General features: G+C 71.6%; 16 protein-coding genes and 1 tRNA gene. 4 read left to right on the top strand and 13 right to left on the bottom strand.

Annotated features, from left to right (window positions below; genetic code table 11):
* Positions 1–999: a helix-turn-helix domain-containing protein gene (locus tag C3489_RS01460; RefSeq protein WP_103778965.1), complete on the bottom strand. Its 999-nt coding sequence runs from the start codon at positions 997–999 to the stop codon at positions 1–3.
* Positions 1,000–1,069: 70 nt separating this feature from the next.
* On the opposite strand from C3489_RS01460, the gene C3489_RS01465 reads away from it, so the two are divergent.
* A complete protein-coding gene (locus tag C3489_RS01465; protein ID WP_103778967.1) occupies positions 1,070–2,272 on the top strand; it encodes an MFS transporter in 1,203 nt (400 codons plus the stop codon).
* Here the strand turns inward: C3489_RS01465 and C3489_RS01470 are convergent.
* On the bottom strand, positions 2,233–2,997 hold the full coding sequence (locus tag C3489_RS01470) for a hypothetical protein (protein WP_146075259.1): 765 nt from the start codon (positions 2,995–2,997) through the stop codon (positions 2,233–2,235). The two genes, C3489_RS01465 and C3489_RS01470, sit on opposite strands and share 40 nt — an antisense overlap.
* A gap of 297 nt (positions 2,998–3,294) precedes the next feature.
* Positions 3,295–4,176: a prohibitin family protein gene (locus C3489_RS01475; RefSeq protein WP_258054524.1), complete on the bottom strand. Its 882-nt coding sequence runs from the start codon at positions 4,174–4,176 to the stop codon at positions 3,295–3,297.
* 218 nt (positions 4,177–4,394) lie between these two features.
* Here C3489_RS01475 and C3489_RS01480 point away from each other — a divergent pair, with 218 nt between their 5' ends.
* Positions 4,395–5,588 carry a serine hydrolase gene (locus C3489_RS01480; protein WP_103778973.1) on the top strand — a complete coding sequence of 398 codons (1,194 nt, stop codon included), beginning with the start codon at positions 4,395–4,397 and terminating at the stop codon, positions 5,586–5,588.
* A gap of 66 nt (positions 5,589–5,654) precedes the next feature.
* A complete protein-coding gene (locus C3489_RS01485; protein ID WP_181139456.1) occupies positions 5,655–6,275 on the top strand; it encodes an HAD domain-containing protein in 621 nt (206 codons plus the stop codon).
* Positions 6,276–6,562: 287 nt separating this feature from the next.
* Here C3489_RS01485 and C3489_RS01490 read toward each other — a convergent pair whose 3' ends face one another.
* The gene (locus tag C3489_RS01490; protein WP_103778975.1) at positions 6,563–6,808 is read right to left on the bottom strand and encodes a hypothetical protein; all 246 of its coding nucleotides are present in this window, start codon (positions 6,806–6,808) and stop codon (positions 6,563–6,565) included.
* Positions 6,809–6,941: 133 nt separating this feature from the next.
* On the opposite strand from C3489_RS01490, the gene C3489_RS01495 reads away from it, so the two are divergent.
* Positions 6,942–8,180, top strand: a complete 1,239-nt coding sequence (locus tag C3489_RS01495) for a cutinase family protein (protein WP_146075260.1) — start codon at positions 6,942–6,944, stop codon at positions 8,178–8,180.
* A gap of 98 nt (positions 8,181–8,278) precedes the next feature.
* Here the strand turns inward: C3489_RS01495 and C3489_RS01500 are convergent.
* The 9 genes from C3489_RS01500 to C3489_RS01540 all read right to left on the bottom strand — a co-directional run bounded on the left by C3489_RS01500 (position 8,279) and on the right by C3489_RS01540 (position 19,269).
* Positions 8,279–8,354 (bottom strand) — tRNA-Arg (locus tag C3489_RS01500).
* Between the two features lie 155 nt (positions 8,355–8,509).
* Positions 8,510–9,718: an NAD(P)/FAD-dependent oxidoreductase gene (locus C3489_RS01505; RefSeq protein ID WP_103778979.1), complete on the bottom strand. Its 1,209-nt coding sequence runs from the start codon at positions 9,716–9,718 to the stop codon at positions 8,510–8,512.
* On the bottom strand, positions 9,715–11,112 hold the full coding sequence (locus C3489_RS01510) for an FAD-dependent oxidoreductase (RefSeq protein WP_103778981.1): 1,398 nt from the start codon (positions 11,110–11,112) through the stop codon (positions 9,715–9,717). Before C3489_RS01510 ends, C3489_RS01505 begins: the two co-directional genes overlap by 4 nt.
* Entirely contained in the window at positions 11,109–13,253 is a 2,145-nt protein-coding gene (locus C3489_RS01515) for a molybdopterin oxidoreductase family protein (protein ID WP_103778983.1), read from the bottom strand. The genes C3489_RS01510 and C3489_RS01515 overlap by 4 nt, the downstream gene beginning before the upstream one ends.
* Complete coding sequence (locus C3489_RS01520; RefSeq protein WP_103778985.1) at positions 13,243–14,637, bottom strand: NarK/NasA family nitrate transporter; 1,395 nt, start codon at positions 14,635–14,637, stop codon at positions 13,243–13,245. The genes C3489_RS01515 and C3489_RS01520 overlap by 11 nt, the downstream gene beginning before the upstream one ends.
* Positions 14,638–14,770: 133 nt before the next feature.
* Positions 14,771–15,994: an isochorismate synthase MenF gene (locus C3489_RS01525; RefSeq protein ID WP_103778987.1), complete on the bottom strand. Its 1,224-nt coding sequence runs from the start codon at positions 15,992–15,994 to the stop codon at positions 14,771–14,773.
* Positions 15,987–17,087: an alkene reductase gene (locus tag C3489_RS01530; RefSeq protein ID WP_103778989.1), complete on the bottom strand. Its 1,101-nt coding sequence runs from the start codon at positions 17,085–17,087 to the stop codon at positions 15,987–15,989. The genes C3489_RS01525 and C3489_RS01530 overlap by 8 nt, the downstream gene beginning before the upstream one ends.
* 1 nt (position 17,088) lies before the next feature.
* Entirely contained in the window at positions 17,089–18,270 is a 1,182-nt protein-coding gene (locus C3489_RS01535) for an AMP-binding protein (protein WP_181139457.1), read from the bottom strand.
* Between the two features lie 9 nt (positions 18,271–18,279).
* Positions 18,280–19,269, bottom strand: a complete 990-nt coding sequence (locus C3489_RS01540) for a 1,4-dihydroxy-2-naphthoyl-CoA synthase (protein ID WP_103778991.1) — start codon at positions 19,267–19,269, stop codon at positions 18,280–18,282.
* Positions 19,270–19,290: the final 21 nt, after the last annotated feature.

Here is a 19,290-nt window from a genome sequence, read left to right on the forward strand (position 1 = left end):
CTAACGGGGCGGGGTGAGCGGCAGGAGGGCGCCTCCGGACGCCCCCGCGGCCTCCACGAGCACGTCGCCCGCCGCCGTCCGCGAGTACAGCACCGACCGCCCCGCCCTGCGCCCCCGCACCAGCCCGGCGTCCCGCAGCACCCGCAGATGCCGTCCGACGGACCCGAGCCCCTGCCCGGTGACGGCGACCAGCTGGGTCGTGCTCATCGGCGAGCCGAGCAGCGCGAGCACCGCCGCCCGCCCCGCCCCCAGCAGCGCGCCGAGGCTCGCCGGCACCCGCGGCCCGCCGTCCCCGGCCAGCGCCCCCACACACGGATAGACGACGGCGTACCGCCGCCCGTCCTCCCAGCTCACCCACCCGGTGCGCGGAGTGACCGGCACGAACACCAGCTCCGCGCCGGCGATCTCCCGCGGCGGATACTCGTGCGCGTTGACCTGGAACCGGTTGTCGCCCAGCCATCGCGTCCCCGGCCGCAGCGAGTCCAGTACGGCCGCCCAGCCGCCCCGGCTGACCTGCGCCGTCCGCGCGACCACATCGGCCTCCAGCACCTGCCGGCGCCGCTCCCAGTACGGCCGTACGGTCTCCTGCCACACCCACTCCAGCAGCGCGGCCGCCCGCTCGGGCAGATCGTCCCGCTCCAGCTCGGCGGGCAGGGCCCCGGCGAGGGACCGGCGCAGATGCGCCCGCGCCTGCGCGCCCCCGACCGCGCGCACCCGCGCGACCGCGTCCTGGAGGCCCTCACCGTCGTACGGCACCGGGGTGAGGAAGTCGGCGATCCACTCCCGCCCGAGCCCGGCCCGCACCAGCAGCGCGGTCACCGGATCGCGGGCGAGCAGGGCCCGGTAGGCGGGCAGATGCGCGCGCAGCCACTGCTGCTCCCCGGGATGGGAACCGTTCGCCGAGTGCAGCAGCTTGAGCGAGGCGAAGACCTCGGCGAGCGGTGAGATCACGAACCGGCTCCCGGCGAGGGTGTCCGCGTTGACCTGCCACCACCCCATGCCCCCACCGACCTTTCGCGTCTGCGCGAAAGAGTACGACCGCCGCGCGGCATGCCGGACGGTGTGGGCCATGCGCAGCTACGGCGACCTGTTCCGGACACCCGAGTTCACCCCGCTCTTCCTCTCCTCGGCGGCCCTGACCGCCGCCCAGACCACGGGCGGCCTGGCGCTGGCGACCCTGGTCTACCGGGCGACCGACTCACCGCTGCTGTCGGCGCTGAGCATGTTCGGCCCGTCCCTGGCCCAGGTCCTGGGCGCCACCCTGTTCCTGTCCGGCGCGGACCGCCTCCCCCCGAGACGGGCCCTGACGGCGATCTCCCTCACCTTCGCCGCGGGCACGGCGGCGCTGGCGATCCCCGCACTGCCCATCTGGTCGGTGTTCCCGGTGATCCTCGTGCAGGGCCTGGTGGCCTCCCTCGGCGGCGGCGTCCGCTGGGGCCTGCTGAACCAGATCCTGACCAAGGACGGCTATCTGCTGGGCCGCTCGGTGTTCAACATGCTCAGCGGCCTGACGCAGATCACGGGCTACGGGCTGGGCGGCGCGCTGCTGACGTTCCTGACGCCGCGCACGACCCTCCTGCTGTCGGCGGGGCTCTACCTGCTGTCGGCCGTGACGACACGCTGGGGCCTGACGGCCCGGCCGCCCCGCACCGAGGGCCGTGCGTCGATCCGCGCCACCTGGCGCACGAACCGCATTCTGTGGTCCTCCCGCCCTCGCCGCCTCACCTACCTCGGCCTCTGGTTCCCCAACGGCCTGATCGTGGGCTGCGAATCCCTCTACGTCTCCTACGCCCCCGGCGCCGCGGGCGCGCTGTTCGCCTGCGCGGCGCTGGGCATGCTGATCGGCGACGTGACGGCAGGCCGCCTTCTGCCGCCCACCGTGCGCCCCCGCCTGATCACCCCGCTACTGGTGCTGTTGGCGGCCCCCTACGCGGTGTTCGCCCTGCACCCGCCGCTGTGGGCGTCGGCCGCACTGGTCACCGTGGCCTCCATCGGCTTCGGCGCGAGCCTGCTCCAGCAGGAACGCCTGATGGCCCACACCCCCGACGAACTCAGCGGCCACGCCCTGGGCCTGCACTCGGCGGGCATGATCACCCTCCAGGGCGCGAGCGCGACGCTGGCGGGCACGCTGGCCCAACTCACCGCCGTCCCCGTGGCGATGACGCTGATGGCCACGGCGTCCTTGGCGGTCACGACGTTCCTGGCGAGGCCGACCCTGTCCGACGCGAGCCGTCAGGGCGCCTCCTCCGGCTCCCCGGGCCTGGTGAAGTAGGAGCCGAACACCATCGGGTTCTCGTTCTCCGCGAGCGGGGCGACCGCGGAGACCCTCATGTACGCCAGCACGGTCTTGCCGGTGTCGTTCGTCCACACCGGCTTCGCCGCTCCGTGGGCGTTGACGGCGAGGGCCTGGTCGAGCAGACCGTAACCCTCGGCGTTCCGTTGCGCATCGAAGTCGGCGACGGTGACGGGGCTGTTGCTCGCCAGCTTCACCCAGACGGTTTCCCGGTCGGCAACCTTCACCGTTCCGCAATTCAGGGGATCTATGGCGATCTTGCACTTGAAGGGCACGGTGGAGGTGGCCGAGATGCGTGTCCGGTACTTCGCCTGGAGAAATCCCTTCTTCTCGGAACTGGCTTTTATGTGCACGGTCACGATGGACGTCGAGGGATTGGCCCACACATCCTTGGGCTTGCCTGTCTTCGCGTCGACGGTGCTGAAGGCGAGCTTTTCCCCTTCACTGGTCCTGACATCGAAGGTGGCCTTCGTGACCTGCCAGAACGGCGAGACCTGTATCGACAGCACCTCGGCGGGACCGACGTTGAGGTGCCCGCAGTCCACCCAGGGGTGGTGCACCTTACCAGGCACTTTGCACTGCCCGGTCGCCTTGCTGTCGCTCGTCACCGTACCCGCATCCGCATCCGCGTCCGCGGGCATCGCGACGAACGCCGGGATGGACAGGGTCGCCGCCATGGCGACCGAGACTGCTGATCTGCGCATGGCGCACCTCCTCGGCCGGGCGTCCCCGGCGCCGGAATGCGCCAACAAAAGAGCGGTGCTTTTCCCCGCCCTCACGGATATGACCTTTTCAGGGCGACGACCACCAGAACCAGGCCGCCGAAAACCCGCAGCTCAGCGACGCCCAGGCGATACATGACCCACTATTCTCCGCCCCCCGGGGTCCCGCAAGGCTAAATTCCCGGGGTACGGATGAGGGGGCCCGGGGGCGACCCCGGCCACCACCTCCACCACCGACCGCGCTACCGGAGGGCTGAGCCCCGTAGCCGGCCGCATTCGTCACCTCTTGCTGCCGTCCACGATGACCGGTGTGCCGTTCGCGTCCGTGCCGCACGGGACCGCGTACACAGGGTTGGTCTTCGCGGCCTCCTTGTAGGCCTCCAGGCACTGGTTGTAGAGCACCTTGTCGCTCAGGGACCGTTCGAGGATCTTGTTGGCGGCGGCGATGCCCTCCGCCTCGATCCGCTTGCGCTCCGCCTCCGCCTTGGCCGTGCGCGCCGCCTCGGTGGCCCGCTCGGTGGCCTGCTCCTGCTGGATCTTCTTGTCGATCTGGTCCTGCAGCTTGTCCGACGGCTTCACATTGCGCAGGTTGACGTTGGTGACGTCGATCCCGCGAGGCGCCAGCCGCTGCTTGACGAGCTCGGCGATCTCGGCGCCGATCTGCTCCCGGGCGGAGGCGTACCCCTCCTCGCTGGTGTGCTTGGCGAAGACGTTGCGAATGATCTCGCGGCTGTCCGGCAGCACCAGCCGCTGCTCGACGGCGTCCTCGCTGTCCGCCAGCCGGTACAGCTCGACCGCCTTCGCCGGGACCACGGCCCACTTGATGGTGACGTCCGCGTACAGCACGCCGCCCTGCGAGGAGCGGACCTCGACGACGTCCTTGCCGTTGAGGTCGAGGTCGACGGGGCGCGTGGAGAACGACGTGACGTCGGTGAACGGCGACTTGAAGTGGACGCCGGACCTCAGCGGCGTACCGATCTTCCCGAAGGTCACCGGGACGCCGACCTCGTAGGCGCTCACCACGTGGACACACGCGAACGCACCGGCCAGCAGCCCCGCGACGACGCTGAGCGCGGCCCCGAGCTTCCAGCCGTTTTCGTCGCGTGCGCGGCCGACGAGAAACAGCACCACGGCCGCTATGAGCAGCAGAACGGACAGCACGAACACAGGTGATCCCCCTCCGGAAACGTTTCCGCGCCACCAGGGCGCGACCCCGGCGCGCATCGTAGCGACCGCAGGTGTCGGCCGTACGGCATCGCGGAAGTCACGCGGGTCCGAACGAGTGGACTCGCGAAGTCGGCACGCGGCAGCAGAACATCTCCCCGTTCCCCGGATGGTGCCGTTTGCTTCTCAGCCCCGACCGGAAGAGGCGCCCTGAGATGCGACACACCCCCTCCCGACGTCTGTTCACCACGGCGCTCGTGGCATCGGCCCTGACCCCGATGACAGCCGGCCCCGCCACGGCTTCCGCCGCCGACGGCGACTGCGCCGACCGGGATCACTGCCCGCCGCACGGCCTGGGCCCGGAGCTGACCGCCCGGCTGGACGAGGCCATCGAGAACGTGCGCCGGCAGGTGGGCATCCCGGGTCTCGTCGTCGGCCTGTGGATCCCGCGCCAGGGCACGTACGTCCGCGCGACCGGGGTCGCCGACCTGACCACCGGCAGGCCGATGACCACGGACGTCTTCAACCGGATCGGCAGCGTCACGAAGACCTTCACGGTGACCGCGCTGCTCAAACTGGTCGACGACCGCCGGATCCACCTGGACGACCCGATCGACACCTACGTCGAGGGCGTGCCGAACGGCCGCCGGATCACCCTGCGCCACCTCGCCGAGATGCGCAGCGGCCTGTTCCCGTACACCTCCGACCCGGACTTCATCCACGACCTGCTGAGCGACCCGTACCGCACCTTCACCCCGTGGCAGGTGCTCGGTTACGGCTTCAAGCACGACAACACCTTCGCGCCGGGCACGCAGTTCCAGTACTGCAACAGCAACCTCGTCCTGCTGGGCCTGGTGATCGAGAGGGTCAGCGGCCAGTGCGCCGCCGACTTCATCCGCAACCGGGTGCTGCGCCCCGCCCGCCTGCTCGACACCCTGTTCCCCGAGGGCTCCGAGTACCCCGAGCCGCACGCCCGCGGCTACACCAACCAGACCCTGACCGGCCAGGTCGTGGACTCCACCGACTGGAACCCCAGCTGGGCGTGGACGGCCGGCGCGATGATCTCCAACCTGCACGACCTGCGCCGCTGGGCCAAGATCCTCGCCACGGGAACCCTGCTCACCCCGCAGACCCAGCACGAACGCCTGAAGATGCTCCCGACCGGCTTCCCCGGCACGACCTACGGCCTCGGCATCTTCGACAGCGGCGGCTGGATCGGCCACAACGGCTCGATCCCCGGCTACGAGACGGTAACGGTCTACCTGCCCCCGCAGGACGCGACGCTGGTCCTCCTGCTCAACACCGACATCACGTACGCCGGCCAGGAACCGTCCTCCCCGGTCGCCCGGGCGATCACCCAGATCGTGACCCCGTCGAACGTGTACGACCGCCCGGTACCACCGCGCTAGGCCACGAGCATTGCGGGGGAGCCCCGGCCTCGTCCGTGGCCGTGGCTCCCGGGCTATCGTGCGATGGTGACAAGCGCGGTGGAGCGCACCATCCTCTTCCTCGACGTGGACGGACCACTGATCCCGTTCGGCCCCTCGTCCGGTCCGCCACGCAACTCGATGCCCGGGGACGAGGGAAACCCGCTCCTGACACGGCTCACCCCCGAGACCGGGCGGCGGCTCACCGCGCTGGACTGCCACCTCGTGTGGGCGTCGACATGGCTGGACGAAGCGAACGACACGGTCGCCCCACGCGTCGGCCTGCCGAAGCTGCCCGTGGTGACATGGCCGGACGTCATCGCCGACGAGGGCCCACGCGGGCTGCACTGGAAAACCCGCCACCTCGTCGACTGGGCCGCCGGGCGGCCGTTCATCTGGGTCGATGACGAGATCAGCGACATGGACCGCCTGTGGGTCGAGGCCGAGCACTCCGGCCCTTCCCTACTCCATCGAGTCGACCCGTCCACAGGACTCCTCGACGCCGACTTCACCGCGCTCGTCGGCTGGCTCGACCGTCTGGTGGACCTGCTCAAGGCAGGGGACTACGAGCACGCGCCGCGCCCTTCAGCCAAAGCTTCGGGCAACGGTGCCCCGGTGCTTTGCCACCACGTCTGGTGCCCTCAGGCCGTCGAGCACACCGGAGTTTAGGCTCCCGCCTTGCGGGATGAAGTGGACGGGTTAAGTGTAGGAAGTAAACCGTGCGTGCAGCAGAACCGGCTTCCGGTGACCGCGAACGGGAGGCCGTACTGGCCACCATCCACGAGCGAGCTGTGCATCACGAGGGCACTTGGAAGAATCATGGCCCGAACCTCACGACGACATGCTCCCCGTTTCGTTGGCACATCCTGCCTGGCTGCGATGCTCGCGTTGCCGGCCGGTGTAACCGGGGCTGTGGTCGCGCCCTCCTTCGCTGCAGCTGCCACTTCAGCGCGTGCTCAGACCACGCCCCCGTCGCCGGAGCCGCCCCCGTCGCCGTCCGCCCCGCCCCCACAGTCGTCGTCCGCCCCGCCCCCACAGTCGTCGTCCGCCCCGCCCCCGCAGTCGTCGTCCGTGCCGCCCCCGCAGTCGTCGTCCGTGCCGCCCCCGCAGTCGTCGTCCGCCCCGCCTCCGCAGTCGTCGTCGAAGCCGCCATCGTCGGAGGCTCCTGCTTCACCGTCGTCGTCTCCGTCCTCCTCACCCACGCCTCCGCGTGAATCTGCCCAGGAGAAAAAAGAGGAGAAGCAGATCAAGCTGGAGGAGACGAAGAAGGCACAAGGGAAGCTGAAGGCCCTGACAAAAGAATTGGATGATATTGGGCTGGCGGATGAAACGAAAGTGCCGGCAGACGTGAAAGAAGATGTGGCTCAGGCGTCGTCTGAACTGAAGAAGATAATTGCCCCGAACGCCAATACATCAGTCGAAGTCCGGGACGTGGCAGAGAAGACCATAGAGCCACTTACTCAGGCTCTGAAGATAATACAAGACCCGCATACGACACCGCGCGACCGGGAGACGATCGCGAAGATAGTTAAACAGCTGAAAATCATCGTCATTGAATCTCCGAAGGCCCACTCACTTGATTGGCGTGGGATTGCGGCGATCGTAGAACAGCTAAGAATCGTCATCATTGAATTCCCCAAGGCGCCACCGCAGGTCCGGCACGACATCGAGAAGATAATTGGACCCGTGACCGACTGGCTGGAGATGGTCCACGATCCTAAGATGCCACGTGAGAAGCGGGACATAGTTGGCAGGACCGTAGAGCCGATGTCCGGTGCGATAAAGATAATCCAAAGCCCTGGCAAATCGCCAGGGGTGCACGAGGCGGCAGAGAGGGCCGTGAAGAGGTTGGTCCGCGCACTGGAGGCTGTCAGGAATTCGAAGCAGGATGACAAGGAGCTGTATCAAGAAAAAAAGGAGGAAGTGGACCGGGTTGTCATCGAACTGAAGAAGCAGCAGTGCTCACAGGTTGAAATAATCTACATGCCTGGGACCTTTGACTTCACTGCGGGAGCTTGGGTGACCCCTGCCTTGGAAAAGCAGCTGGCCCCTCTGAAGACCAATACGTGGCAGCCATCTGCCGAGGAATACCCTGCCAACCTGACCCTTCCTGGGTCGGTGCAGGACGGCAACCGCGCCCTTGTCGCGCATATGGAGGAGAAAGTAAAGCTGTGTGGACCCACCCAGCAATTCGTCCTCATTGGTTACTCTCAGGGTGCCAATGTCGTCCAGAATGCCCTTGGTGGTGACACCGGCGGGGCCCTGGTCGGGGCTGCACCTGTCGCGAAGATCTCCTCAGCAATAGGGCTGAGAATTCGTTCTGTAGTATTCTTCGGTAACCCGAGTCGAACTCCCGGGGGGATCCCCAAGGTGTCGCCCGACTATGCCGGACGGACATTGGATATCTGCGCTCCCGGTGATCCCCTGTGTGCTGCGCCGCCTGCAGCGCCGGCGGACTGGATAGGTCTGTCTAATCACTTTACCGATAAATACGCAAAAAATGTGGGAGAAGTGGCCAAATGCATCAAGGGGGAACCTGGATGCGATAAGGAGAAGCTGAGAGGTCGTCAGTGAATCTGCTGCAATTCACTCGCGCCCGGCGATCACCTGCGTTGATGTCAGAAAGTAGATGTCAAAGGCCCCGGACCAAGATCGGTCCGGGGCCTTTTCCCTGGTGCCCCCGGCAGGATTCGAACCTGCGACACCCGCTTTAGGAGAGCGGTGCTCTATCCCCTGAGCTACGAAGGCGGGGCTGTCGGTGTGTGCGTCTGGAACGTGGTCCAACGTGGACGAACCGTGTTCCTTCGGCATCCGGCAGCGCCTGGTGTTGCGGCTCGGGAGCCGCGCCACCGGGGCCAGTGTAGCGGGCTCGTGATACTGCGCTACGGCCCGGCTCGCGTGGTTCACGTCGCTGCGAGGAGGTCCTCGGGTGGGGCGGTGAGGGGGCGGCCTGTCAGGGTGCGCAGGGTGGTGTAGGCGCGGGCGTCTCCTGCCAGTACTCCGCCCAGGAGCGTGCGTCCGTCCGGGCCCAGGACCAGCTTGGCGTACCTCGTGGCCGTGGCGTGGGCCACGTATTCCATGGCGCCCTCCGTGTGTGCGAACGCGTCGCCGAAGGAGGCCACGTCCACGCCCATCAGCTTCAGCTTCGTGGACATGTCCGCGCCCGTGAACGGGTCGCCGTTGCCGCCGGTCAGCTGGTCGGCGACGCTTGCCGCCATGCGGTAGCCGGGGGCGGCGAGGCCGTAGGTGCGGCCGGTGACCGCCGCGCACTCGCCGATCGCCCAGATCGCGGCGTCGTCGGTGCGGCACAGCTCGTCGACGAGGAAGCCGCCGCGTTCGCCGCGGGGCAGGCCGGCCGGCTCGGCCAGTTCGTCGCGGGGGCGCACGCCGGCCGCGAAGACCACGGCGGACGCCTCCAGCACGGTGCCGTCGGCCAGGCGGACGGCGTTCACCCTGCCGTCGGGGCCCGCCTCGATCGCGGCCGTGGCGGACGAGCAGTGCACCGCCACGCCCAGCTCGCCGATCAGGCGGGCCAGGACGCGGGCGCCGCCCTCGTCGATCTGCAGGGCCATCAGGCGCGGGGCCATCTCCACCACGTGCGGGCGCAGGCCGAGACAGCGCAGGCCGTTCGCCGCCTCCAGGCCCAGCAGGCCGCCGCCGATCACGACGGCGGGCCGGTCCGCGTCGCTCGCCGCCGCACGGATCGCGTCGATGTCCGCCACCGTGCGGTAGACGAAGGTGCCGGGCAGTCCGGCGCCCGGCACGGGCGGGACGAACGGGCGGGAGCCGGTGGCGAGCACCAGGGCGTCGTAGCCGATCTCGGTGCCGTCCTGGCAGGTCACGGTGGTGCGGGCGCGGTCGATCGCGGTGACGGTGGTGCGCAGGCGCAGGTCGACGCGCGGGTGGGTCAGGAAGTCGTGGCCTGCCAGGGTCAGGTCCTCGGGGTTCTTGCCGTCGAGCAGCGTGGACAGGGCGACCCGGTCGTAGGCGGGACGGTCCTCCTCGGCGAGGATCACGATCCGCCAGTGGCCCGCGCTGTCGCGTGCGAGCAGCTCCTCGGCCAGCCGGTGTCCTGCCATGCCGTGTCCGGCGATCACCAGAGTGCGGGTCATGCGGCATCGCTCCTTGCGGTGGCCGTGTCGTCGTCGCGCAGCCGGGCGCACAGGGACTGCACCTGGGAGGTGCAGCTGCCGCAGCCCGTGGTGGCGCGGGTGCGCCGGGCCAGGGCGGGCAGCTCGCGGGCGCCTTCGTGCCAGGCGTGGGCGAGGGCGCTGTGGGTGACGTTGTTGCAGTGGCACACCACCGCGTCCTCGGGCAGCGGGCCGTCGGCGGCGTATCCGCCGGTGGTGCCGAGGAGCAGGGCGAGCCGGTCGTCGGGGACCTCGGCGGAACGCTCGTAGAGCCGCCCCACGGTGGCGATGGCCCTCGGGTAGCCGATGAGCACGGCGGAGCGGACGCGCCTGCCGCGCAGGACGAGGCGCGCGAACCGGCCGCGGGCCGGGTCCGAGAGGGAGACCGTGGTGTCCTCGTCGGTGACCGGGGCGGGCGGGGTGAAGGCCAGGTCCGTGCCGTGGATACGGGGGCGCAGCAGCCGCGGCACCGGGCGGTACGGCGCGGTGCCGGCGCCGCTGAGCAGGGCCGCGAGGGCGTCGGCCTGGTCCCAGGCGGAGCCGAGGGTGGCCGGCGGCCGTCCCGGGGGCTGGGCGCAGTCGCCGATGGCGTGCACGTGCGGGTCGCTGGTGCGCAGCCGGTCGTCGACCAGGACACCGCGCTCGACGCGCAGGCCGGCGGCCCGGGCGAGGTCCGCCTCGGGCACCACGCCGGTGCACACCAGGAGGTGGCGGGCCGGCAGCACCTGGCCGTCGTCGAGCAGCAGCGTCCTGCCGGTGCGGCGCACGGCCCGCACGCCGGTGTGGACGGTGACGCCCGCGGCGCGCAGCCGCTCGGTGAGCAGCTCGCCCGGCGTCGCGTCCAGCCAGTCGTCCAGGACGTGCGGGCCGGGGTGCGCCAGGGCGACGTCGCGTCCGGCGCGGCGCAGCGCGAAGGCCGTCTCCACGCCGAGCATCCCGCCGCCGAGCACGGTCACCGAGCCGGGTGGCAGCGGCCGTACGTCGTCGGCGGTGCGCAGGGTGCGCACTCCGGCGGCCATGGAGCCCGCCTCGGTCAGGCCCGGCACGTCGGGCAGGGCCGGGCGGGCGCCGGTGGCCAGGACCAGGACGTCGTACGGGTACCAGCGGCCGTCGCCGGTGCGGACGCGGCGCTGCCGGCGGTCGATGCGGGTGACCGTGACGCCGGTGTGCAGGGCCACGCCGGGCGGCAGCGGCGGCAGGGTGAGCCGGTCGGCGTCGAGCGTGCCGTCGAGGACGGAGCCCAGCAGCGCGCGGTGGTAGGCGGGCCGCGGCTCGGCCCCGAGCACGGTGACCGTGCCGCGATGGCCGTGGTGGGCGAGGCGTGCGGCGAGGTGGTGGGCGGCCGGGCCCGCGCCGATGACGACGACGGCGGTCACGACGGCTCCTCCGTTCCCGGGCTCACGGCGACCGCGCTGACCTTGAACTCCGGCATCCGGCTCACCGGGTCGAGCGCCGGGTTGGTGATCAGGTTCGCCCGCCCGGCGCCCGGGAAGTGGAAGGGCAGGAACACGGTGTCGAGGCGGGCCGTGTCCGTGACCTTGACCCGGGCCAGCGTCCGGCCGCGTGCCGAGCGCACCTCGGCCAGGGCGCCGTCGGTGAGGCGGGCCCGCCGGGCGGTGTCCGGGTGCATCTCCACGTACGGCTCGGGGGCGGCCGCCATCAGCTCCGGCACCCGGCGGGTCTGCGCGCCGGACTGGTACTGCGCCAGCACCCGGCCGGTCGTCGCGAACAGCGGGAACTCGCCCTCCGGCGACTCGTCCGCCGCGCGGTGGGTGACGGGGGCGAAGCGGGCGCGGCCGTCGGGGTGCGCGAACCGGTCGAGGAAGAGCCGCGGGGTGCCCGGGTGGCGCTCCTGGCCCGCCGCGCGTTCGGGGCAGGGCCAGTGCAGGGCCTCGCCCGCTTCGAGGCGGTCGTAGGAGATGCCCGAGTAGTCGGCACGGCCGCCCCGCGAGGCGCGGCGCAGCTCGTCGAAGACCTCGCGCGGCCGGGTCGGGAAGCGCTCGGCCGGCGTGCCCAGGCGGACCGCGAGGGCGTTGAGGACCTCCAGGTCGGTGCGGACCCCGGCCGGCGCGTCGACGACGGCGCGGCGGCGCAGCACCCTGCCTTCCAGGTTGGTGACCGTTCCGTCCTCCTCCGCCCACTGGGTGACGGGCAGCACCACATCGGCGAGGGCGGCCGTCTCGGACGGCACGAAGTCGGCGACGACCAGCAGGTCGAGGGCGGACAGGCGCCGGGTGACATGGGCGGCGTGCGGGGCGGAGACCGCCGGATTGGCGCCGAAGACGAGCAGCGCGCGCGGTCCGTCCGGGGTGCCGAGGGCGTCGAGCAGCTCGTAGGCGCTGCGGCCGGGGCCCGGCAGGCTGTCCGGGGTCACGCCCCACACCTCGGCGAGGTGTGCCCGCGCCGCCGGGTCGGTGATCGACCGGTAGCCGGGCAACTGGTCGGCCTTCTGGCCGTGTTCGCGGCCGCCCTGGCCGTTGCCCTGCCCGGTGAGGCAGCCGTAGCCGCTGCCCGGGGTGCCCGGCAGGCCGAGCGCGAGGGCGAGATTGATGAAGGCGGCTGCGGTGTCGGTGCCCTTGCTGTGCTGCTCGGCGCCCCGGCCGGTGAGGATGTACGCCCTGCTCGCCTCGCCCAGCATCCGTACGGCAGTGCGCTGTTCGTCCACCGGCACCCCGGTGACCTGCTCGACCCGCTCCGGCCACCAGGTCACGGCCTGCGCCCACGCCTCGTCGAACCCGCTGGTGCGGGCGTCCAGGTAGGGCTTGTCCACGTATCCCTCGACGACCGCCAGGTGCAGCAGGCCGAGCGCGAGCGCCAGGTCGGTGCCCGGCATGGGCTGCAGGTGCAGGGCGGCGCGCTGGGCGGTGGCGGTGCGCCGCGGGTCGATCACGATCAGCTCGGCGCGGCGGGTCAGGTGCCGCATCAGCGGCGGCATCGTCTCCGCCGGGTTGGCGCCGGCGAGCAGGATCACGTCGGCCTCGCCGAGGTCGGTCACCGGGAAGGGCAGTCCCCGGTCGAGTCCGAACGCGGCGTTGGCGGCGGCCGCCGCCGAGGACATGCAGAACCGGCCGTTGTAGTCGATCTGGCTGGTGCGCAGCACCGTTCGGGCGAACTTGCCCAGGGTGTAGGCCTTCTCGTTGGTGAGGCCGCCGCCGCCGAACACCGCCACGGAGTCCGGGCCGTGCCGCTCGCGCAGGGCGCGCAGGCGGCCGGCGATCAGGTCGAGCGCCGTGTCCCAGTCGGCCGGGGCGAGTTCGCCGTCCGCGCCGCGCACCAGCGGGGTGCGCAGCCGGTCCGGGGTGCCGAGCAGCGCCGGGGCCGTCCAGCCCTTCTGGCACAGGCCGCCCTGGTTGACGGGGAAGTCGCGGGGGGCGACGGTCACCGCGTCGGCCGCGGCGGTCAGGCGGGTGGCGCACTGCAGGGCGCAGTACGGGCAGTGCGTGTCGGCGGTGGGCTGCGGGGCGGGGCGCTGCGTGTCGGCGGTGCGCTGCGGGGCGGCGCGGCGGTCAGCGGACACGGCCGGGCTCCCTGCGGACCGAGAGCGGGGTGAGGTCGGCGGCGCGGCGCTCGTGGCGCAGATAGACGGTCCAGGTGACCGCGGAGCACACGGCGTAGAAGGCGAGGAAGGTGTACAGGGCGGGGGCGATGGTGCCGTGCGGGCCGCTGTAGGAGGCGCGGAAGGAGGCGTTGATGGCGACTCCGCCGAGCGCCCCGACGGCTCCCGCGATCCCGATGACCGCGCCGGACAGGCGCCGCGCCCTGGCGAAGGCCTCGGCGGCGTCCCGGCCGGAGGTGACGGCGTCCTCGGCCTGGCGGGCGAAGACGGTGGGGATCAGCTTGTACGTCGAGCCGTTGCCGATGCCGCTGAGGACGAACAGGAAGGTGAACGCGGCGACGAACAGCGGGTAGGAGGAGGTGGCCGAGGCGGCGAGCAGGGTCGCGGTGCCCAGGGCGAGCCCGGCGAAGGAGGCCAGCGTCACCCGCGCCCCGCCCCACCGGTCGGCCGCCTTGCCGCCCAGCGGCCGGGCCACGGAGCCGAGGAGCGGCCCGAGGAAGGTGACGGACGCGGCCTGCAGCGGGGTCGAGCCGAACTCCGTCTGCAGTACGAGGCCGAAGGCGAAGCCGTAGCCGATGAACGAGCCGAAGGTGCCGACGTACAGCAGCGAGATCCACCAGGTGTGCGGGTCGGCGAGCGCCTCCCGCTGCGCGCCGGGTTCGGTGCGCACCGTCGCCACGTTGTCCATCCGCAGGGCCGCCAGGACGGACACCAGCGCGATCAGCGGCAGATAGAAGCCCACCACGTACGCGGGATGGGTGTCCCCGACCGTCGCGATCACCAGCAGGCCGAGCAGCTGGACCAGGGCCACGCCCAGGTTGCCGCCGCCGGCGTTCAGGCCCAGCGCCCAGCCCTGGTGGCGGCGGGGGTAGAACGCGGTGATGTTGGTCATCGACGAGGCGAAGTTCGCGCCGCCCACCCCTGCCGTGGCCCCGATCAGCAGGAACGCCCAGAGCGGGGTGCCGGGCCGCTGGACGAAGATCGCGGTCAGCGAGGTGGGCATGAGCAGCACGGCGGAGGCGAAGACGGTCCAGTTGCGTCCGCCGAAGCGGGCGACCGCTGCGCTGTACGGGAGCCGCAGCAGCGCCCCGACCAGCGTGGGCACGATCACCAGCAGGAACTTCTCGCCGGGGGAGAAGTGGAAGCCGATGTCCGGGGAGAGGAACAGCACCAGGACGGACCACAGGCTCCACACCGAGAAGCCGATGTGCTCGGACAGGACCGACAGCGTGAGGTTGCGGCGGGCCACGCGCCGTCCGGTGCGCTCCCAGTACTCCTCGTTCTCCGGGTCCCAGTCCTCTATCCACCGTCCGGGGACGGAATTTCGGGCCGATCGGGCGGTCATCTTTCCTCAGCTTTCACGGGTCGTCGGCGGGCGGGCGTGAGCGGGGGAGGGGGAGTGAGCGGGGGGACGGGGGTGAGGGGGGACGGGGTGTGAGCCGGGGGGGAAGGGGCCTGAGCGGGGGACCGGGGAGGGGTCACACCATCGCGGGGAGCGGTGCGCGCCGCTCGGCCGGGGCCGGCACCGAGCTGCGGACCGGGGCCACGATCCCCAGGGCGCGGCGCATGGTGGCGAGCTTCGCGCTGGTCTCCGCGAACTCCACGTCCAGACGGCTGTCGGCGACGATGCCGCCGCCCGCGCGCAGGGTGAGCCGGCCGTTGTTGGCGTCGAAGTCGAGGCCGCGCAGGGCCATGTAGAACTCGCAGTCGCCGTCGCTGTCGAGCCAGCCGACCAGGCCGCCGTAGTAGCCGCGCGGCGACTCGTTTGCGGTGATCAGGTGCAGCGAGTGGTCCTGCGGGACGCCGCACACGGCGGGGGAGGGGTGCAGCGCGGCGACGAGGTCGGCGATGCGCAGGTCGGAGCCGCGCAGCCGGGCCCGGATGGGGGTTCCCAGGTGCCAGACACCGGGCGCCTCGATCAGCTCGGGCTGGCCCGGGTGGTCGACGGCGGTGCAGAACGGGGCCAGGTTCTTGAGCATGAACTCGACCAGGTGCCGGTGCTCCACGAGGAACTTGTCCGTGAACAGCTCGGCGTGGGCGCGTGCCTCGTCCTGGGCGGCGGTCAGCGCCGGGTTGCGCGGGACGGTGCCGGCCAGCGGGGTCATGGTGAGCACGTCACCGGTCTTCTTCACGAACAGCTCGGGGCTCGCGCCGATCGTGTAGACGCCGGGGTTGTGGAGGTGCTCGACGAAGTAGCTGTGGACGCGCGGGTAGAGGTCGGCGATGCGTGCGTACAGCTGCAGCGGGTCGACGGGCGCGGAGCCGGTCGCCTGGAACCGCTCGGCGCGGGCGACGACGATCTTCTCCAGCGCGTTGTTCGGCGAGCGCAGCATCGGCAGCACGGAGTCGACGAGGCGGATGTACCCGGCGATCTCGGTGTCGTTGAACGGCACGTCGGGGAAGAAGTGCCCGAGGGCGGCGCCCGGGGCGACGGCGGGCCGGTGCGTGGCGCGGCGGCCCAGGTAGAAGGAGGAGGCGCCGGAGGTGGGGTCGAAGGGGACCGCGCCGGCCACGAGGTCGCCGAACTTCCCGGAGCGGACGGCCTGTTCGGCCTCGGCGAGGTCGGTGAAGGCGCTCAGCGGTCCTTCCAGGGCCGCCGAGGTGCTCGGACCGTGCAGCAGGAACCGGGTGCGCGCGCCGTCCGCCGGCTGCGCGGGGAGGAACTGGCTGGACGGCTGTGCCGGAAGGAACTCGTCAGACATGGATCGGCCCTCCGATCCGTGTGGTCCACGGACCATAGTCGGTGTATCCCTCGCCGTCGCCGCCGTAGAAGCGGCTGGGGTCGGGTGCGGTCAGGGGGGCGCCGAGCGCGAGGCGTTCGGGCAGGTCGGGGTTGGAGACGAAGAGGCGTCCGAGGGACAGCGCGTCGCAGCCGGAGGTCAGCAACTCGCCGAGCCGGGCGACCAGTTCCCCGGCGGACCAGGTCAGATCCGTGCCCATGTTGTGGATCCACGCGCCGGCCTTGTGCGTGCGCAGCCAGTCCAGGACGCCCTGGTCGCTGCCGGTGATGGTGTGGACGTAGGCGAGCCGGCGTACCGAGGGGTGCGAGAGCAGCGCCGGGTAGACCTCCGCCGCGTCCTGCTCGGCCAGGCGGTTGGCGGAGAAGCCGGGGGAGACGCGCAGTCCGGTGCGGGAGGCGCCGACGGCCGCCGAGACCGCCTCGACGACGCGGACCGCGAAGCGGATCCGGTTCTCGGCCGGGCCGCCGTAGGCGTCGTCGCGCAGGTTGGTGCCGGAGGCGAGGAACTGGTGGACCAGGTAGCCGTTGCCGCCGTGGATCTCCACGCCGTCGAATCCGGCCGCCGCGGCGAGCCGCGCGGCGCGGGCGAACTCCTCGACGACGCCGTCGATCTCGCCGGTGGTCATCGCCCGCGGCTCGGGGTGCTCGACGATCTTCCCGTCCAGGACGGCGGTGTCGCGGGGCACGATCGCGGACGGCGCGAGCGGGGTCCGCCCGCCGTTGACGCTCGGGTGGGCGGCGAGACCGGCGTGCATCAGCTGGACGACGATGCGCCCGCCGCGCTCGTGCACGGCCTCGGTGATCCGGGCCCAGCCGGCCACGTCCCGGTCGGTGACCAGGTGCGGGCTGCCGGGCTGGCTCTTGCCCGCGAGGGAGGTGTGGACGCTGCCGGTGACGATGAGACCGGCGGAGGCGCGCTGTGCGTAGTACGTGCGCATCAGCTCGTTCGGCGTGCCGTCGGCGTCCGCTCTGCGGCGGCCCATGGGGCTCATGACGATCCGGTTGCCGGCGTGGATGTCGCCGAGGGCCACCGGGGAGAACAGCTCTGCTGACATCTCAGCCTTCCTTGTCCTGGGCGGTCGTCGCGTACGGGATCTCGCTCAGCCGGGCGCGGACCGTGGAGCGGTCGATCTTGGAGTTGGGCAGCAGCGGCAGGTCGTCGCGGAAGACGATCCGCTTGGGGATCGCGGCCCGGCCCAGCCGGTCGCGCACCAGCTCCCTGAGCGCCGTGGCGCCGGGGGTGGCCGCGCCGGCCCGGGGCACGACGTGGGCGCTGACCAGCTCGCCCCACTCGGGGTCCGGCAGGCCCATGACCACCGCGCTGTCGACCCAGTCGAGGCCGAGCAGCACCTCCTCGACGGCGCCCGCGGAGATCTTGACCCCGCCGGTGTTGATGAGGTCGTCGGTGCGGCCGAGCGGGACCAGGCGGCCGTCGTCCCAGCGGCCCCGGTCGGAGGTGCGGAACCAGCGCACCCCGTCGGCGTCGACGCTGAAGCGGCTCTGCTCCGCCTCGGCGGCGCCGAGATAGGTGCTGGCCACGGTGGGGCCGCCGATGTGCACGATGTCGTCGACCAGCCGCACCCGGACCCCGTCGAGCGGGACCCCGTCGTAGACGCAGCCGCCGCCGGTCTCCGTCATGCCGTACGTGGACACGTGCCGGGTGATCTCGCCGAGGCGGGCCGCGGTGCCCCGGTCGAGCGGGGCTCCGCCGACCATCACCATGTCGAAGCGGGCCAGTTCGGCGCGGGCCTCGGCGTCCGCGAGCAGCCGCCGGATCTGGGTGGGGACGAGGGCCGTGTACCGGCGGCCCGCCCCCATCCGCCGGGCCGCGGCCACGAAGGCCGCGGCGTCGAACCGGCCGCCGTCGAGGGTGGTGACCCGGTTGCCGCCGGCCGCGGCGCGGGAGAGCACCTGGAATCCGGCGACGAACCCGAGCGGCAGGCACAGCAGCCAGTCACCGGGCCCGCCGAGGCGGTTCAGGGTGGCCTCGGCGGAGGCGAGGAGCGCGGTGCGCGGCAGGGCGGTGCGCTTGGGGGCGCCGGTCGAGCCGGAGGTGGACAGGACCACCCCGGTGCCCTCGGGCACCGTGTCCGGCAGGTGGCGCAGCTGGGCGGGGTCGGCGACCGGGGCGATGGCGTCGCCGCCGGCTTGCATCTTCTCGATCTCGGGGAGCAGGACGTCGACGGCGTGTGCGGGCTGTGCCGGCAGGACGACGGGCCGCAGGGGTATGCCTGGCATGACCGACCCTCAGAAGTAGTAGGGGTGGGCGGACCAGTCGGGGTCGCGCTTCTCCAGGAAGGCGTTGCGTCCCTCGACGGCCTCGTCGGTCATGTACGCGAGCCGGGTCGTCTCGCCGGCGAACACCTGCTGGCCGACCATGCCGTCGTCGGGCAGGTTGAAGGCGAACTTCAGCATCCGGATCGCCTGCGGCGACTGGGAGGTGATGTCGCGGCAGTACTCGATGGCGGTGCGCTCCAGGTCGGCGTGCGGCACCACGTCGTTGACGGCGCCCATCTCGCGCATCCGGTCGGCGTCGATCTCCCGGGCCAGGAAGAAGATCTCGCGGGCGAACTTCTGCCCGACCTGGCGGGCGAGCAGCGCGGAGCCGTAGCCGGCGTCGAAGGAGCCCACGGTGGCGTCGGTCTGCTTGAACTTGCCGTGCTCACGGGAGGCGATGGTCAGGTCGCAGACCACGTGCAGGGAGTGCCCGCCGCCCGCGGCCCAGCCGTTGACGGCCGCGATGACCACCTTCGGCATGGTGCGGATCAGCCGCTGCACCTCCAGGATGTGCAGCCGGCCCGCGCGGGCCGGGTCGATGTGCTCGGCGGTCTCGCCCTCGGCGTAGCGGTAGCCGTCGCGGCCCCGGATGCGCTGGTCGCCGCCGGAGCAGAACGCCCAGCCGCCGTCCTTGGCGGAGGGGCCGTTGCCGGTGAGGATGACCGCGCCGACGTCGGAGGACATCCGGGCGTGGTCCAGGGTGCGGTACAGCTCGTCGACGGTCTTCGGGCGGAAGGCGTTGCGCACCTCGGGCCGGTCGAAGGCGATCCGCACCCAGGGCAGGTCGCGGACCACGGTGCCGTCGGCGTCGCGTTCCACGCCTCGGTGGTAGGTGATGTCGGTCAGGTCCTCGAAGCCCTCGACGACGCGCCAGGCGTCGGGGTCGAACGGGTTGGTGACCTCGGGGGCCTCGGTCTTGGCGACGGGGGCGGTGGCAGGGGCGGGCGTGGTGATGGTCATGTTCGTCTTTCCACTCGTTGT

This window comes from Streptomyces sp. Ru71 (assembly GCF_002920535.1).
In the GTDB taxonomy this organism is placed as follows: domain Bacteria; phylum Actinomycetota; class Actinomycetes; order Streptomycetales; family Streptomycetaceae; genus Streptomyces.